This is a genomic window from Achromobacter sp. Marseille-Q4962 (assembly GCF_943737005.1).
Taxonomy (GTDB): domain Bacteria; phylum Pseudomonadota; class Gammaproteobacteria; order Burkholderiales; family Burkholderiaceae_B; genus Achromobacter.
Genome location: NZ_CALSFU010000003.1, coordinates 179,497 through 194,751, shown reverse-complemented (window position 1 = coordinate 194,751; position 15,255 = coordinate 179,497). Strand labels below are relative to the sequence as shown.

General features: G+C 68.0%; 12 protein-coding genes. 9 read left to right on the top strand and 3 right to left on the bottom strand.

Features of this window, described 5'->3' with window-relative positions:
* Positions 1–11: 11 nt before the first annotated feature.
* The 4 genes from rbfA to NGJ44_RS03840 all read left to right on the top strand — a co-directional run bounded on the left by rbfA (position 12) and on the right by NGJ44_RS03840 (position 4,643).
* Entirely contained in the window at positions 12–413 is a 402-nt protein-coding gene (rbfA, locus tag NGJ44_RS03855; RefSeq protein ID WP_053244709.1) for a 30S ribosome-binding factor RbfA, read from the top strand.
* 37 nt (positions 414–450) lie between these two features.
* Positions 451–1,188 carry a tRNA pseudouridine(55) synthase TruB gene (truB, locus tag NGJ44_RS03850; protein WP_053244708.1) on the top strand — a complete coding sequence of 246 codons (738 nt, stop codon included), beginning with the start codon at positions 451–453 and terminating at the stop codon, positions 1,186–1,188.
* Positions 1,189–1,198: 10 nt separating this feature from the next.
* A complete protein-coding gene (gene typA, locus NGJ44_RS03845; RefSeq protein ID WP_053244707.1) occupies positions 1,199–3,022 on the top strand; it encodes a translational GTPase TypA in 1,824 nt (607 codons plus the stop codon).
* A gap of 196 nt (positions 3,023–3,218) precedes the next feature.
* On the top strand, positions 3,219–4,643 hold the full coding sequence (locus tag NGJ44_RS03840) for a M20 family metallopeptidase (protein WP_251863149.1): 1,425 nt from the start codon (positions 3,219–3,221) through the stop codon (positions 4,641–4,643).
* 27 nt (positions 4,644–4,670) lie between these two features.
* Here the strand turns inward: NGJ44_RS03840 and NGJ44_RS03835 are convergent, their stop codons facing one another.
* Positions 4,671–5,351, bottom strand: a complete 681-nt coding sequence (locus NGJ44_RS03835; protein ID WP_502802101.1) for an LOG family protein — start codon at positions 5,349–5,351, stop codon at positions 4,671–4,673.
* On the opposite strand from NGJ44_RS03835, the gene polA reads away from it, so the two are divergent.
* The 3 genes from polA (at position 5,350) to NGJ44_RS03820 (ending at position 9,933) form a co-directional block, all read left to right on the top strand.
* Positions 5,350–8,067: a DNA polymerase I gene (polA, locus tag NGJ44_RS03830; protein ID WP_053244706.1), complete on the top strand. Its 2,718-nt coding sequence runs from the start codon at positions 5,350–5,352 to the stop codon at positions 8,065–8,067. The two genes, NGJ44_RS03835 and polA, sit on opposite strands and share 2 nt — an antisense overlap.
* Before the next feature lie 129 nt (positions 8,068–8,196).
* Positions 8,197–9,033, top strand: coding sequence for a ZIP family metal transporter (locus NGJ44_RS03825; protein WP_251863148.1), 837 nt, complete (start codon positions 8,197–8,199; stop codon positions 9,031–9,033).
* Between the two features lie 111 nt (positions 9,034–9,144).
* Positions 9,145–9,933, top strand: a complete 789-nt coding sequence (locus NGJ44_RS03820) for a dienelactone hydrolase family protein (RefSeq protein ID WP_053244705.1) — start codon at positions 9,145–9,147, stop codon at positions 9,931–9,933.
* Between the two features lie 27 nt (positions 9,934–9,960).
* Here the strand turns inward: NGJ44_RS03820 and NGJ44_RS03815 are convergent, their stop codons facing one another.
* Positions 9,961–11,622, bottom strand: coding sequence for a Na/Pi cotransporter family protein (locus tag NGJ44_RS03815; protein ID WP_251863147.1), 1,662 nt, complete (start codon positions 11,620–11,622; stop codon positions 9,961–9,963).
* Positions 11,623–11,839: 217 nt separating this feature from the next.
* Here NGJ44_RS03815 and NGJ44_RS03810 point away from each other — a divergent pair, with 217 nt between their 5' ends.
* Positions 11,840–13,231, top strand: coding sequence for an L-serine ammonia-lyase (locus NGJ44_RS03810; protein WP_251863146.1), 1,392 nt, complete (start codon positions 11,840–11,842; stop codon positions 13,229–13,231).
* Positions 13,232–13,309: 78 nt separating this feature from the next.
* On the opposite strand, the gene htpX is transcribed toward NGJ44_RS03810, so the two are convergent.
* On the bottom strand, positions 13,310–14,191 hold the full coding sequence (gene htpX / locus NGJ44_RS03805; RefSeq protein WP_251863145.1) for a protease HtpX: 882 nt from the start codon (positions 14,189–14,191) through the stop codon (positions 13,310–13,312).
* A 194-nt stretch (positions 14,192–14,385) separates the two neighbouring features.
* Here htpX and NGJ44_RS03800 point away from each other — a divergent pair, with 194 nt between their 5' ends.
* Positions 14,386–15,246 (top strand): DMT family transporter, encoded by an 861-nt coding sequence (locus tag NGJ44_RS03800; RefSeq protein ID WP_053245294.1) that lies wholly within the window; start codon positions 14,386–14,388, stop codon positions 15,244–15,246.
* Positions 15,247–15,255: the final 9 nt, after the last annotated feature.

The window sequence follows — 15,255 nt, the reverse complement described above, 5'->3', positions numbered from 1 at the left end:
TTATTCATTTCATGAGCCGTCACAAGTCCAAAGCCATCCCCGGCCGCAACCAGCGGCTGGCCGACCAGATCCAGAAGGATCTGGCCGGCATCATCCAGCGCGAGATCGACACGGCCCGCGCCGGATTGATCACGCTGTCGGGCGTGGAGCTGTCGGCCGATTACGCGCATGCCAAGGTGTACTTCACGGTGTTGGGCGCCGAGCCCGAGGCCGCGGCCGCCTTGCTGAACGAAAAGGCCGGCTGGCTGCACTCCCAGCTCTACAAGCTGCTGCACATCCACACCGTTCCCACCTTGCGCTTCATCCACGACGCGCAGATCGCCCGCGGCATCGAAATGTCGATCCTGATCGACCGCGCCAACCGGCCCGGCCCGCATTCGGGCGTGCCCGACGAACCTGAAGACCAGTCCTGACCGGGCTGTCGTCACTGCTTTTCTCCGGATTCCGACGATGGCTAAACGACGCGGGCTCGCGCTCGACGGTGTGCTGCTGCTCGACAAACCCGAGGGCTTGTCGAGCAATCATGCGCTGCAGCGCGCAAGGCGCTCCATGGACGCCGCCAAGGCCGGCCACACCGGCACGCTCGATCCTTTCGCGACCGGGCTGCTGGTGTGCTGCATGGGACGCGCCACCAAGATTTCCGGCGCGATGCTTGACGCCGACAAGGCATATCGCGCTACGCTGCAATTTGGCGAAGAAACCGATTCCGGCGACCTGACGGGCAATATCACCGCCCGGGCGGAAGCCGGATTCCATGTGGACGAGGCCGCGCTTGCCCAGGCGCTGTCACGTTTCACGGGCGCCATCTCGCAAGTGCCGCCGATGTATTCGGCGCTCAAGCGCGATGGCAAACCGCTGTATGAATACGCGCGCGCGGGCATCGAACTGGAGCGCCCGCCGCGGCAGGTGACGATCTACCGGATCGATCTGCTGTCGCTCGAGGGCAACCGGGCGGAGATCGACGTGGCATGCAGCAAGGGCACCTACATCCGCACGCTCGCCCAGGACATCGGGCGGGCGCTGGGTTGCTATGCCCACCTGGCGGCGCTGCGGCGCACGCACGTCGGGCCGTTTTCACTGGACCGCGCCGTTACGCTGGAAGCCTTGCAGGCCATGCCAGATCCCAAGCAGGCATTGCTTGCGCTGAACGAATTGCCGGCGGGCCTGCTGCCCGCCACCAGATCTTAAAGGACACGCTATGACTCGCGCCTTGCGCAACGTCGCCATCATCGCCCACGTGGACCACGGGAAGACCACCCTGGTCGACCAACTCCTGCGCCAGTCGGGCACCTTCCGCGAAAACCAGGCGGTGGCCGAACGGGTCATGGACTCGAACGACCTGGAAAAGGAACGCGGCATCACCATCCTGGCCAAGAACTGCGCCGTGGAATACCAGGGCACGCACATCAACATCGTGGACACCCCGGGTCACGCCGATTTCGGCGGCGAGGTCGAGCGCGTGCTGTCCATGGTGGACGGCGTGCTGCTGCTGGTCGACGCGGTCGAAGGCCCCATGCCCCAGACCATCTTCGTGACCCGCAAGGCGCTGGCCCTGGGCCTGAAGCCCATCGTCGTGGTCAACAAGGTCGACCGTCCCGGCGCCCGCACCGACTACGTCATCAACGCCACCTTCGATCTCTTCGACAAGCTGGGCGCGACCGAAGAACAGCTCGACTTCCCCGTCGTGTACGCTTCCGGCCTGGCGGGCTATGCCGGCCTGTCGCCCGACGTGCGCGAGGGCGACATGCGCCCGCTCTTCGAGGCCATCCTCGAGCATGTGCCGGTGCGCGAAGACGATCCCGACGGCCCGCTGCAGATGCAGATCATCTCGCTGGACTACAACAGCTACGTGGGCAAGATCGGCGTGGGCCGCATCAACCGAGGCCGCATGCGTCCGGGCATGGAAGTCGCCTACAAGTTCGGCCCCGACGGCCAGGGCGGCCGCGGCCGCATCAACCAGGTGCTGAAGTTCCGCGGCCTGGAGCGCGTGGTGGTGGACGAGGCCCAGGCCGGCGACATCGTGCTCATCAACGGCATCGAGGAGATCGGCATCGGCTCCACCGTCATGGATCCGGTCGTGCAGGAGCCGCTGCCCATGCTGCGCATCGACGAGCCGACGCTGACCATGAACTTCATGGTGAACACCTCGCCGCTGGCCGGCCGCGAAGGCAAGTTCGTGACCAGCCGCCAGCTGCGCGACCGCCTGGACCGCGAGCTGAAATCCAACGTGGCACTGCGCGTGCGCGACACCGGCGACGACACCGTGTTCGAAGTGTCGGGCCGGGGCGAACTGCACCTGACCATCCTGCTCGAAACCATGCGCCGCGAGGGCTACGAACTGGCGGTGTCCCGTCCCCGCGTGGTGTTCAAGGAAATCGACGGCGTGAAGTGCGAGCCGTTCGAGGCGCTGACCATCGACGTGGAAGACGCGCACCAGGGCGGCGTCATGGAAGAACTGGGCCGCCGCAAGGGCGACCTGCAGGACATGCAGCCGGACGGCCGTGGCCGCACCCGTCTCGAATACCTGATTCCCGCCCGCGGCCTGATCGGCTTCCAGAACGAATTCCTGACGCTGACGCGCGGCACGGGCCTGATGAGCCACATCTTCCACGAGTACGCGCCCGTCAAGGAAGGTTCCATCGGCGAGCGCCGCAATGGCGTGCTGATCAGCCAGGACAACGGCGAGGCCGTGGCCTACGCCCTGTGGAAGCTGCAGGATCGCGGCCGCATGTTCGTGAGCCCGGGCGAGGCGCTGTACGAAGGCATGATCATCGGCATCCACAGCCGCGACAACGACCTGGTCGTGAACCCCATCAAGGGCAAGCAGCTGACCAACATTCGCGCCTCCGGCACGGACGAGGCCGTGCGCCTGGTGCCGCCCATCCAGCTTTCGCTCGAATACGCGGTGGAGTTCATCGACGACGACGAACTGGTGGAGATCACTCCCAAGTCGATCCGCCTGCGTAAGCGCCACCTGCAGGAGCACGAGCGCAAGCGCGCCGCGCGCGAAGCCGCGGCCTGAGGCCGGGGCGGCAGCGCCGCCCGCTGCCCGCGCAGCAAAAACGCCGGACGGTATCCGTCCGGCGTTTTTTTTTCGGCCGGATTCCGGAAGGCGCTCCGCCGCACCCGCCGCTGGCATCCGCGCGCGAATTCACCGAAACTGGCGGGGCGGCCGGCCGTGCGCCGGCCTTCCATCATGCCGATCCGAGGGAGCCATCATGGGAGCGATTGAGACACTCGTGCCGTTCATCGATGCGCGCAGCGGCCGCTACGCCGAGCTGAGCGACCGCATCTGGAATCTTGCCGAATTGCGCTACGACGAGCACAGATCGGCCGAACTGCATATCGCCCAACTGGAGGCGTCGGGTTTCAGGGTGACGCGTGGCGCGGCGGGCATTCCCACGGCATTCGTGGCCGAGGCGGGCGCGGGCGGGCCGGTGATCGGCCTGCTGGGCGAGTACGACGCGCTGTCCGGCCTGAGCCAGGAAAGCGGCGCCTGCGCGTGCAAGCCCTCGGCGGAGACGCCCAACGGCAACGGGCATGGGTGCGGCCATCATCTGCTGGGCGCCGCCGCGCATCTGGCGGCGGCGGCGGTGAAGGAATTCCTGGCCGGCAGCGGCTTGCCGGGCACGATCCGCTTCTACGGCTGTCCGGCCGAAGAGGGCGGCTCGGGCAAGACATTCATGGCGCGGGCCGGCCTGTTCGACGATCTGGACGCCGCCCTGACCTGGCATCCGGCTTCGCACACCGGCATTTTCCACCAGTCGTCGCTGGCCAATATCCAAGCCTATTTCCGTTTTCGCGGCGTGGCCGCGCATGCGGCCAATTCGCCCCATCTGGGACGCAGCGCGCTGGACGCGGTGGAACTGATGAACGTCGGCGTCAATTACCTGCGCGAGCACATGCTGCCGGAGGCGCGGGTGCACTACGCGGTGACCGACAGCGGCGGCATTTCGCCCAATGTGGTGCAGGCGCGCGCCGAAGTGCTGTACCTGGTGCGCGCGCCGCGCAATGCGCAGGCCGCCGAACTGTACGAACGGGTGGGGAACGTGGCGCGCGGCGCTGCCCTCATGACCGGCTGCGAACTGGAGGTCGTCTTCGACAAGGCATGTTCCAACTACATGCCGAACCGCGCCATCAGCCAGGTGATGTACGAGCAGATGCTGGCGCTGCGGGGGCCGGTCTATACCGAGGGCGAGGCGCAGGCCGCCCGGCGCATGTGGGGTGCGATTTCCGGGAGCGATATCGAGAACGCGGGCAAGAACCTGGGCGCCGTGCTGCGCAACCCCGAGCCGCTGTACGCAGGCGTGGCGCCCTACGATCCGGAAAAGCGCGAGATCAGCTACGGTTCGACCGACGTGGGCGACGTGAGCTGGGTCGCGCCGACCGCCCAGTTCTGGGGCGCGTGCTATGCCTACGGCACGCCTTTCCACTCGTGGCAGATGGTGGCCCAGGGCAAGATGCCGATGGCGCACAAGGGCATGGCGCACGCCGCCAAGATCCTGGCCGCCACCGCGGCGGAGCTGTATGCGCGGCCGGACACGCTGGCGCGGGCGCGCCAGGAGCTGCTGGACGCGCGCGACGGCCAGCCCTATGTCTGCCCGATTCCGGCCGACGTCGTGCCGGCGTTCATGCGGGCCTGACCTGGGCCGGTCCGCGCGCAGCGGCGTTCAGGCCGGCAGCGAGGGAGCGTACTGCGCGTCGGAAGTGACTTTTTCGTGGAACTCCACGACCCGGCGCACGACTTTGCGCGGGTCGTCCTCGATGGTGAACAATTCCAGGTCGTGGGCGCTTATCATGCCATTGGACAGCATGCTGTCGCCCAGCCATTGCACCAGGCCGGACCAGTACTCGGTGCCCACCAGCACGATCGGGGCGGGCGGCACCTTGCCGGTCTGGATGAGCGTGAGCGCCTCGAACAGTTCGTCCATGGTGCCGAAGCCGCCCGGCATCGCCACGTAGGCGAAGCTGTGCATGAAGAAAGTCGCCTTGCGCGAATTGAAGTACTCGAACGAAAGACTGATGGTCTGATATTCGTTGTTGTGCGCTTCGTGCGGCAGGCTGATGTTGAGGCCGATGCTGGTGCCGCCGGCTTCGAACGCGCCTTTGTTGGCCGCCTCCATGATGCCCGGCCCGCCGCCGGCGATCACCGCGAAGCCGGCGTCGGCCAGCGCCGAGGAAATGGCGACGGTGGTTTCGTAGTACGGTGAATTGCGGCTGACCCGCGCGCTGCCGAAGATGCTGACCGCCGGCCCGATATCCGCGAGCTTTTCAGCCGCGGTCCGTATCTCTGACATAATCAGCGGAATTTGTTTGCCGGCGGGTGTATCCATATCTGCCTTTGTAACCATGAAAAAAACCTTATTGCTGGTCGACGGTTCGAGCTACCTGTACCGCGCTTTCCACGCTATGCCTGATTTGCGCAATGCGCAAGGCGAACCGACGGGCGCGCTCTATGGCGTGGTGAATATGCTGCGCAAACTGGTATCCGACTATAAGGCAGAATATGCCGCCTGCATTTTCGACGCGCGCGGCAAGACCTTCCGGGACGATTTGTATCCAGATTACAAATCACATCGTCCGCCCATGCCCGAAGACCTGGCGGCCCAGATCGACCCCATTCACCGCGCGGTGCGTGCGCTGGGCTGGCCGGTGCTCGCCATCGAAGGGGTGGAGGCCGACGACATCATCGGTACGCTGGCCCGGCGCGCGGCGGAGCAGGACGTGCGCACCGTGGTTTCCACGGGCGACAAGGACCTCGCCCAGCTGGTGAACGCCGACGTCACGCTGGTGAACACCATGAGCGGCGAGGTGCTGGACGAAGAGGGCGTGCTGAAGAAGTTCGGCGTGACGCCCGACCGCATCGTCGACTATCTCATGCTGGTGGGCGACACCGTGGACAACGTGCCCGGAGTGACCAAGGTGGGCCCCAAGACCGCCGCCAAATGGATAGGCGAGTACGGCTCCATCGACAAGCTGGTGGAGGGCGCGGACCAGGTGAAAGGGGTGGCGGGCGCCAACCTGCGCGCGGCCATTCCGAATTTTCCGCTGACCCGCCAGCTGCTCACGGTGAAGTGCGACTGCGACCTGACCGGCCACGTGGACCGCATCGAAGACCTGGCGCCGCGCGAGCGCGACGTCGCCGCGCTGACCGAAATCTATGAGCGCTACGGCTTTCGCACCTGGCTGCGCGATCTCACGGGCGACCCCGAGCGCATTCCCGCGGGCGACGGGCGTGTGGCGGCCACGGCGCCGGCGGCCCCGGCCGAACTGGACTACCGCATCATCACCGACTGGCAGGCCCTGGACGACTGGATGGCGCTGGTCCGCGACACGCCGCTGGTGGCGCTGGACACCGAAACCACTTCGCTCGACGAGATGCAGGCGCGCCTGGTCGGCCTGTCCATGTCGGTGGCGCCCGGCGTGGCCTGCTACGTGCCCCTGGCGCACCGCGGCCCCGATGCCCCGCAGCAGCTGCCCAAGGCCGAGGCGCTTGAGCGGTTGCGTCCGTGGCTAGAAGACGCCTTCCGGCCCAAGCTGCTGCACCATGCCAAATACGATACCCACGTGCTGGCCAACGAAGGCATCGCCCTGGCTGGCATCGCCGAAGACACCATGCTCCAGGCCTACGTGCTGGAGTCGCACCGGGGCGTGGGCCTGAACGATCTCGCGCTGCGGCACCTGGGCCGCGGCGGCGTGTCGTACGAAGACCTGTGCGGCAAGGGCGCCAAGCAGATCGGCTTTGACGAAGTGGCGGTGGAAAAAGCCGGGCACTATGCGGCCGAGGACGCCGATTTCACGCTCCAGCTGCACCAGGCGCTGCGCCCGCAGGTGGCGGCCGATGCCGGTCTGGACCGCATCTACCGGCTGGAGATGCAGGTTTCCGCGGTGCTGACCACGATGGAGCGCAACGGCGTCAAGGTGGACGCCGAAGAGCTGGCGCGCCAGAGCCACAAGCTGGGCCAGGAAATGCTGCAGCTCGAGCAGAAGGCCTACGAACTCGCCGGGCAGCCCTTCAACCTGAATTCGCCCAAGCAACTGGGCGAGATCCTGTTCGGCCGCATGCAGCTGCCGGTGGTGCGCAAGACCGCCGGCGGTGCGCCGTCCACCGACGAAGAGGTGTTGAGCAAGCTGGCGCAGGACTACCCCCTGCCGCAGGTGCTGCTCGACTACCGCGGGCTGTCCAAGCTCAAGTCCACCTATACCGACAAGCTGCCGCGCATGATCAACCCGGCCACGGGCAGGGTGCACACGCATTATTCGCAGGCGGCCGTCATCACCGGGCGGCTCGCCTCGTCCGACCCGAACCTGCAGAACATTCCCGTGCGCACCGAGGCCGGCAGGCGCGTGCGCGAGGCTTTCATCGCCGAGCGCGGACTGCTGCTGTCGGCCGACTATTCGCAGATCGAGCTGCGCATCATGGCGCATGTTTCCGACGACCAGAACCTGCAGCGGGCCTTCGCGGCCGGCGAAGACATCCACCGCGCCACCGCCTCGGAGGTGTTCGGCATTCCGCTGGCCCAGGTGACCGCCGAGCAGCGCCGCGCCGCCAAGGCCATCAACTTCGGCCTGATCTACGGCATGGGCGTGTTCGGGCTGGCGTCGAACCTGGGCATCACCCGCGATGCGGCGCAGCAGTACATCGACCGCTACTTCGCCCGCTATCCGGGCGTGGCCATGTACATGGAAAATACCCGGCGCCTGGCCCGCGAACAGGGCTACGTGGAAACCGTGTTCGGCCGCCGGCTGCAATTGCCGGAGATCCGCGGCGCTTCCGGCCCCCGCCGCCAGGCAGCCGAGCGCGCCGCCATCAATGCGCCCATGCAGGGAACCGCGGCCGATCTCATCAAGATGGCCATGGTGGCCGTGCAGGACTGGATCGAGGCCGAGCGGCTGCAGACGCGCATGATCATGCAGGTGCACGACGAACTCGTGCTGGAGACGCCCGACGAAGAGCTGACCCTGGTGCGCGAAGCCCTGCCGCGCCTCATGTGCGGCGTGGCCACGCTGCGGGTGCCGCTGGTGGCCGAGGTGGGAGCCGGCAAGAACTGGGAGCAGGCCCACTGAGCGGGCGCCGGGGCCGTTCCTCCGGGGCGGAGGAACGGCCCCGGCGCCCGGCCATTTCCGCTTTTGGGGGCTGCAACAATATAATGTTGCGCTTTCCGCCTCCTGCGCCTTTTTTCCGGGCTTTTCTCCATGCTCCTCATCTGGGTCCTACTTGCCACCGTCGCCGGCGGCCTCATCGCCGTGCTCGTCGCCCACTGGCTGGCCTACAAGGTGTTCGCCAAGTATCTGCACCACATGGTGAGCCTGTCCGTCGGCGTGCTGCTGTCGGTGGCCCTGCTGCACCTGCTGCCCGAGGCTTTCGAGTCCGACGCCGCCGACGCGCACGTCTTCTTCGGACTGATGCTGGCGTCGCTCATCGGCTTTTTCGTGTTGGAGAAGATCGCGCTGCTGCGCCACAGCCATCACCATGAAGGCGACGGGCACCATCACCACAAGGGCCACGACCGCCACGAAGCGGGGCGCGGCGGCGTGCTCATCCTCATCGGCAGTTCGCTGCACAACCTGTGCGACGGCGTGCTGGTCGCGGCGGCTTTCCTGACCGATCCCGTGCTGGGCGTGCTGACGGCGGCGTCCATCATCGTCCACGAAGTGCCGCACAAGCTGGGCGACTTCGTGGTGCTCATCAACGCCGGGCTGGCGCGCCGGCGCGCTTTCTCGCTCATCCTCTTCTCCAGCCTGTGTTCAGCCGTGGGAGGCATAATAGGAGTCTTCGTGCTGCAGCAGGCGCAGGGATGGGTGCCGTACGTGCTGGTGGTTGCCGCCAGCAGCTTCCTGTACATCTCGGTGGCCGACCTGATCCCGCAGATGCACGAACGCATATCCCTCGCGGACGCCATTCCGCAACTGCTGCTCGTGGGCGTGGGCGTGGCGCTGATCTACAGCGTCACCACGCTGATGCACCATGGCCACGCCCACGGCGAGGCCGTGCATGCGGACGAGCCGGCCGGCCACGTGCACATGCACTGAACCGGCGGCGGTTCGGAAAGCGTCCCGGGCGTTTCGCCGCACCGCCCGCGCGGCCGCCAAGGCGGCATGCGCGGGCGGCCGGCGCCAGTGTCATTCCTACAGGAGTACGCCATGAGTTTTTCCGCCGCCGCGGGCCAGGTCGCGCCCACTGCCATACACACGGATGCCGAAGGGCTGGCGCACGGAGACTTCGCGCTCCCCGTCGCCGACGGCGCCATTTCGGCCTACTATGCCGCGCCGCAGGGGCAGAGCGAACTGCCCATCGTGCTGGTGGTGCAGGAAATCTTCGGCGTGCACGAGCACATCAAGGATCTGTGCCGGCGCGTGGCCAAGGCGGGCTACCTGGCCGTGTCGGCCAACCTGTACGAGCGCCAGGGCGATGCCTCGGCCTATACCGACATTCCCAGGCTCATCGCCGAACTGGTCAGCAAGGTGCCGGACGAACAGGTGTTTTCGGATCTCGACGCCTGCGTGGCCTGGGCGGCCGGGCACGGCGGAGACGCGCGGCGCGTGGGCGTCACGGGCTTCTGTTGGGGCGGCCGCATCACCTGGATGTACGCCGCCCACAATCCGGCCGTGAAGGCGGGCGTGGCCTGGTATGGCAAGCTGGCCGTCGGCCACGGGCCGCTCATCAAGCGTTTCGCGCTGGACGTGGTCGACGAGCTGCACGGCCCGGTCCTGGGCCTGTACGGCGGCAAGGACGCGAGCATTCCGCTGGCCGACGTCGAAACCATGAAGCGCAAGCTCGCGCAGGGCAACGAGGCCGCCCGGCAGTCGGAGATCATCGTGTATCCCGAGGCCGACCACGCCTTCCTGGCCGACTACCGCGCCAGCTACCGGCGCGAGGCGGCCGAGGACGGCTGGAGCCGGATGCTGGCCTGGTTCAAGCGCTACCTGTAGCCGGGAGGGCCGGCGCCGCGCCGGCGATCAGTTGTCCGCTTCGCGCAGGCGGCTCGGCAGCAGTTCGCCGTGGCGGGCGAGCAGGGGGTAGGCCGATGCCCCCACGAGGTGCGAATTGATGCCCTTCATGTCGCGCAGGATGTCCAGGTACAGCGCGCCGACCTCGGCCGCGTCCACCTGCCCGGACTTGATCTTTTGCAGGTGCGCTTCGGCCGCCTGGCTCTCGATGGCCCGGAAGCGCGACTTCTCGCCGGCCAGCGCGCGCGCCTGGCGCAGGTCGTCGTTCACGAAGAGGGCGGCGGCCTGGCGCTGGTTGGCGATGAGCTCGCCCAGCGTCTCGTCCAGGCTGGCGCGCTGTTCGGGCGAGAGCACCCAGCCCTGCTTGCGCAGCTTGGCGATATGGCTGAGCAGACCATGGTGCGCGATGTCGCCGGCATGGCCGATGTTGCTCGCAAAGGCCAGGATGTCGTCCAGGCGCTGCTGGTCTTCGCGGGTCATGTTTTCCTGGTCCAGGGTGGCCAGGTAGGTCGTGATGGCGTTTTCCAGCTTGTCCAGCGCCGCGTCGAGCTGGCGGGCCTGCACCATGCGGTGCCGGTTGTCGCGCTTGAAACCGGCGCGCGCATAGAGCAGCAGCGTCTGCAGCATGTCGGCCATGCGCAGGGCCTCGCGCGCGGCGTTGCCCAGCGCCACCGCCGGCACGTCGTGCGCCCATTCGTCCAGGTACTGCGGACGCGACGGGTCGTTGGGATCGGCGCGCTTGGGCAGCCAGCGCGTCAGCAAGGCCGCGTAGGGCGTGAGCAGCGGCAGGAACACCAGTGCGATGAGGGCGTTGAACAGCGTGTGGAAATTGGCCACGGCCCGCGCCGGCTCGCTGGTCAGCTCGCTCATCATGGGCTGCAGCCAGGGCAGCACGAGCAGGCCGGCCAGCACGCCGACGATGCGGGTCAGCAGGTTGCCCAGCGGCAGCCGGCGGGCGGCCGGGTCGTCGCCCGTGACGCCTTCGATCATGGGGTTGATGGCGGTTCCCAGGTTGGCGCCCAGCACCAGCGCGAAGGCCACGTGCGGCGCCACCATGTGGTGCGAGGCCAGCGACATCACCAGCACCACCACGGCCACGCTCGAATGCGCGGCCCAGGTGAACGCCGCCGAGAGCAGCACCGCCGCCACCGGCTGGGTCGCCAGGGCGTCCAGCATCATGGCCAGCATGGGGGCGTTCTGGAACGGTTCGAAGAGGCCCACGAGCTGGTGCAGCGACAGCAGCAGCAGGCCCAGCCCGATGAATACCCGGCCCAGGTCGCGCGTGCGGCCCGGCGGGTAGCGGCGGAACATCCACACGCCCACCAGGATGAGGATGGGCGCCAGGGCCGTCAGATCGAAGGACAGGAGCTGCACGATGAGGGTCGTGCCCACGTTGGCGCCCAGCATGGCGGCCAGGGCGGGCACCAGGCCCACCACGCCGCCCGCGGCGAAGCCGGTGATCATGAGGCCGGTAGCGGTGCTGCTCTGCAGCGCGGCGGTGATGCCGAGGCCGGCGGCGAAGGCCCGCAGGCGCGTGCCCAGGGCGCGGCCCAGCGCGGCGCCCAGGGCGGCGCCGAAGGCCCGCTGTACGCCGGTCTGCACCATATGCACGCCCCAGAGCAGGAGGGCGACGTAGCCGGCGAAATCCAGCAGGGTGATGAGTCCAGACATCCGGTGGCTTTTCCGTTCTTTTTATGACAAGAAATAATTCTGTAATGATCGCATGCTTGAGCGGGGCTGGGAAACCGGTCCCGGCGGACCGCCTCCGGCAAGCATACGCCGGCCCGGGGCGCCCCGTCGCGGCCCGGCCGGCGTTGCGCGTATCATTGCCGCGTCTGCCGTCCGCTGCTCGGACGGGTGTAAATTGGCCTTGTTCCTGGAGCGCCAAGTGGCTGTATCCGTATTCGATCTGTTCAAAATAGGCATCGGTCCGTCCAGTTCCCATACCGTGGGGCCGATGCGGGCGGCCCTGCTGTTCGCCCAGGGCCTGGAGCGCGACGGCCTGATGCCGCGCGTGGCCTCCGTGCGCGCCGAGCTGTACGGCTCGCTGGGCGCCACCGGCAAGGGCCATGGCACCGACAAGGGCGTGCTGCTCGGCCTGATGGGCGAGGCGCCCGACACCGTCGATCCTTCCGCCATCGCCGGCATGCTGGCCTCGGTGCGGGCCAGCCGGCAGTTGCCGCTGCTGGGCCGCCACCCGGTGCTTTTCGTGGAAAAGGAACATCTGCTGTTCTACCGCCGCGAGGCGCTGGCCGAGCATCCCAACGGCATGAAATTCCACGCCTTCGATGCGGACGGCGCGCCGCTGCGCGAATCGCGCTACCTGTCGGTGGGCGGCGGCTTCGTGGTCACGGCGGGCGCGGCCAATGCCCAGGTCATCGCGGCGCACGACCAGTTGCCCTATCCGTTTCGCACGGGCCGCGAGCTGCTCGCCATGTGCCGCGAGAGCGGCCTGTCCGTGGCCCGGCTCATGCTGCGCAACGAACTGACCTGGCGCACCGAAGCGGAGGTGAACGAGGGCCTGGACCGGATCTGGCGGGTCATGCAGGACTGCGTGGCGCGCGGCTGCGGCATCGGCCACCCCGAGGCCGACGGCGAGCTGCCCGGGCCGTTGCGGGTGCGCCGCCGCGCTCCGGAGCTGTACCGCAACCTGACCCAGCGGGCCGAGCGCACGCTGTCGGATCCGCTGTCGGTCATGGACTGGGTGAACCTCTACGCCATCGCCGTCAATGAAGAGAACGCGGCCGGAGGCAGGGTGGTCACGGCGCCCACCAACGGGGCGGCGGGCATCATCCCCGCCGTGCTGCACTACTACGACCGTTTCGTGCCGGGCGCCAGCTTGGCGGGCGTGAGGGAGTTCCTGCTGACGGCCGCGGCCATCGGCCTGCTGTACAAGTACAACGCCTCGATCTCCGGCGCGGAGGTTGGCTGCCAGGGCGAGGTGGGCGTGGCCTGTTCCATGGCCGCCGGCGGGCTGGCGGCCGTGCTCGGCGCCAGCGTGGAGCAGGTCGAGAACGCGGCGGAGATCGGCATGGAGCACAACCTCGGCCTGACCTGCGACCCGGTGGGCGGGCTGGTGCAGATCCCCTGTATCGAGCGCAACGCCATGGCCTCGATCAAGGCGGTGAACGCCGCGCGCATGGCGCTGCGCGGCGACGGCCAGCACTACGTGTCGCTCGATTCCGTCATCAAGACCATGCGCGAAACCGGGGCCGACATGAAAACCAAGTACAAGGAAACCGCCCGCGGCGGGCTGGCGGTGAACATCGTGGAGTGCTGAGGCGGCCGCGGCCGCCTCGACTCCTTCAATGCAGAACGCCCCTTGCGGGGCGTTCTGCATTGCCCGCGGCGCGCCGCGTCAGGCGATGCGGGTGTGCTGCAGCGCGGCGATGCGCGCGGGGATGGGCGGGTGCGAGGCGAACAGCGCGGCGATGCCGCCCCGGCCGGTGATGCCGGAAGCCTCGAAAGACTTGGGCAGGTCGCCCGGCTCCAGGCCCCCCAGGCGGGCCAGCGCGCGCATCATGGGCTCGCGCGCGCCCATCAGGTGGGCCGAGCCGGCGTCGGCGCGGTACTCGCGCTGGCGCGAGAACCACGCCACGATGATGGACGCCAGGATGCCGAAGATGATTTCACAGACCAGCACGGTGACGTAGTAGCCGGGGCCCACGCCGCGCTCGTTCTTGAAGATGGCGCGGTCGATGAAGTAGCCGACCACGCGGGCCAGGAACACCACGAAGGTGTTGACCACGCCCTGGATGAGGGTGAGGGTGACCATGTCGCCATTGGCCACGTGCGCCACTTCGTGCCCCAGCACGGCCGCCACTTCTTCCTCGGTCATGCTTTCGAGCAGCCCGGTGGACACGGCCACCAGCGCATCGTTCTTGAAGGCGCCGGTGGCGAAGGCGTTGGGCGCGCCCTCGTAGATGGCGACCTCGGGGCGGCCGATGCCGGCCCTGTCGGCCAGCTGGTGCACGGTGTCCAGCAGCCAGGCCTCGCGCTGGTTGCGCGGCGCGTTCGGGTCGATGACCTGCGCGCCGGTGCTCCATTTGGCCATGGGCTTGCTGACGAGCAGCGAGATGATGGCGCCGGTGAAGCCCACCACGGCCGAGAACACCAGCAGCGCCTGGAGGTTCAGGCCGTTGGCGGTGAGGTAGCGATCCACCCCCAGGATGCGCAGCGTGGCCGACAGCACCAGCACGACCGCGAGGTTGGTGATGATGAAGAGAAAGATGCGTTTCATGTAGTTGTGTTCCTTTGCGAGCTGATTCGTCCCGGCGGGCCCGGCCCCGCGGAGCCTGCGGCCGGGCCTGATGCTAGAGACCGGAGGGCGGCTGCGCGGTTCCCCTGCCGCCCGCCGGCGCCGCCCTGCGCGAGCAGAGTATAGTATCGCTTTCCCTGATTTCCCTTCCCCCATTTCTCCCTAGCGTAGATCCCATGCAGGCTCTCTGGATGTTGCTGGCGTCCGCCATGTTCGCCATCATGGGCTCGTTCGTGAAGCTGGGCACCGAGCACGGCGCCTCGCTTCCCCAGGTCGTGCTGTTCCGGGGGCTGCCCTCGGTGGTGCTGCTGCTGATCTGGGCGCGGGCGGCGCGCCAGTCCATCGTGCCCACGAGCTGGAGGCTGCACATCTGGCGCAACGTGTCGGGCGTCACGTCCATGTGGCTGGGGTTCTTCGCGCTGTCGCACCTGCCGCTGGCCACCGCCACCAGCCTGAACTACACCGCGCCGCTCTTCATCGCCTGCTGGATGCTCGGCTGGGGCGGCTCGCAGCGCGATCCGGTGCGCATCGCCGCGGTGGCCATGGGGTTCCTGGGGGTGATCGCGGTGCTGCGGCCCAGCATCAACGGCGACCAGTGGCTGGCCGCCCTGCTCGGCCTGGGGGCGGGGGCCATGTCCGCCATCGCCATGATGCAGATCCGCCAGCTCGGCCGTATCGGCGAACCCGAATGGCGCACCGTGCTGTTTTTCTCCGTGGCCGTCTGCGTGTCCAGCGGCGTCGGCCTGGGCTTCGAGGGCTGGGGCACGTCCGACTGGACGGGATACGGTTCGCTGCTGGGCGTGGGCGTGGCCGGCCTCTTCGGCCAGCTCGCCATGACCCGCGCCTTCGGCCTGGGTTCGGCCCTGCTGACGGCCGCGCTGCAGTATTCCACCATTATTTTCGCGGCCCTGATCGGCATGGGCTTCTGGGGCGACCGCCTGGACGGCCTGGCCTGGGCCGGCGTGGCCCTGATCATTTCCGCCGGCCTGCTGTCGGTCTGGCGCACCATGCGCGAGTCCCGCGCCAAGCCGGCCTGAGCCGGGGGG

Bases quoted from the DNA above. Each gene is read 5' to 3' on its own strand.
- rbfA (WP_053244709.1), top strand. From the start codon at position 12: ATGAGCCGTCACAAGTCCAAAGCCATCCCCGGCCGCAACCAGCGGCTG.
- truB (WP_053244708.1), top strand. From the start codon at position 451: ATGGCTAAACGACGCGGGCTCGCGCTCGACGGTGTGCTGCTGCTCGAC.
- typA (WP_053244707.1), top strand. From the start codon at position 1,199: ATGACTCGCGCCTTGCGCAACGTCGCCATCATCGCCCACGTGGACCAC.
- NGJ44_RS03840 (WP_251863149.1), top strand. From the start codon at position 3,219: ATGGGAGCGATTGAGACACTCGTGCCGTTCATCGATGCGCGCAGCGGC.
- polA (WP_053244706.1), top strand. From the start codon at position 5,350: ATGAAAAAAACCTTATTGCTGGTCGACGGTTCGAGCTACCTGTACCGC.
- NGJ44_RS03835 (WP_502802101.1), bottom strand. From the start codon at position 5,351: ATGGTTACAAAGGCAGATATGGATACACCCGCCGGCAAACAAATTCCG.
- NGJ44_RS03825 (WP_251863148.1), top strand. From the start codon at position 8,197: ATGCTCCTCATCTGGGTCCTACTTGCCACCGTCGCCGGCGGCCTCATC.
- NGJ44_RS03820 (WP_053244705.1), top strand. From the start codon at position 9,145: ATGAGTTTTTCCGCCGCCGCGGGCCAGGTCGCGCCCACTGCCATACAC.
- NGJ44_RS03815 (WP_251863147.1), bottom strand. From the start codon at position 11,622: ATGTCTGGACTCATCACCCTGCTGGATTTCGCCGGCTACGTCGCCCTC.
- htpX (WP_251863145.1), bottom strand. From the start codon at position 14,191: ATGAAACGCATCTTTCTCTTCATCATCACCAACCTCGCGGTCGTGCTG.
- NGJ44_RS03800 (WP_053245294.1), top strand. From the start codon at position 14,386: ATGCAGGCTCTCTGGATGTTGCTGGCGTCCGCCATGTTCGCCATCATG.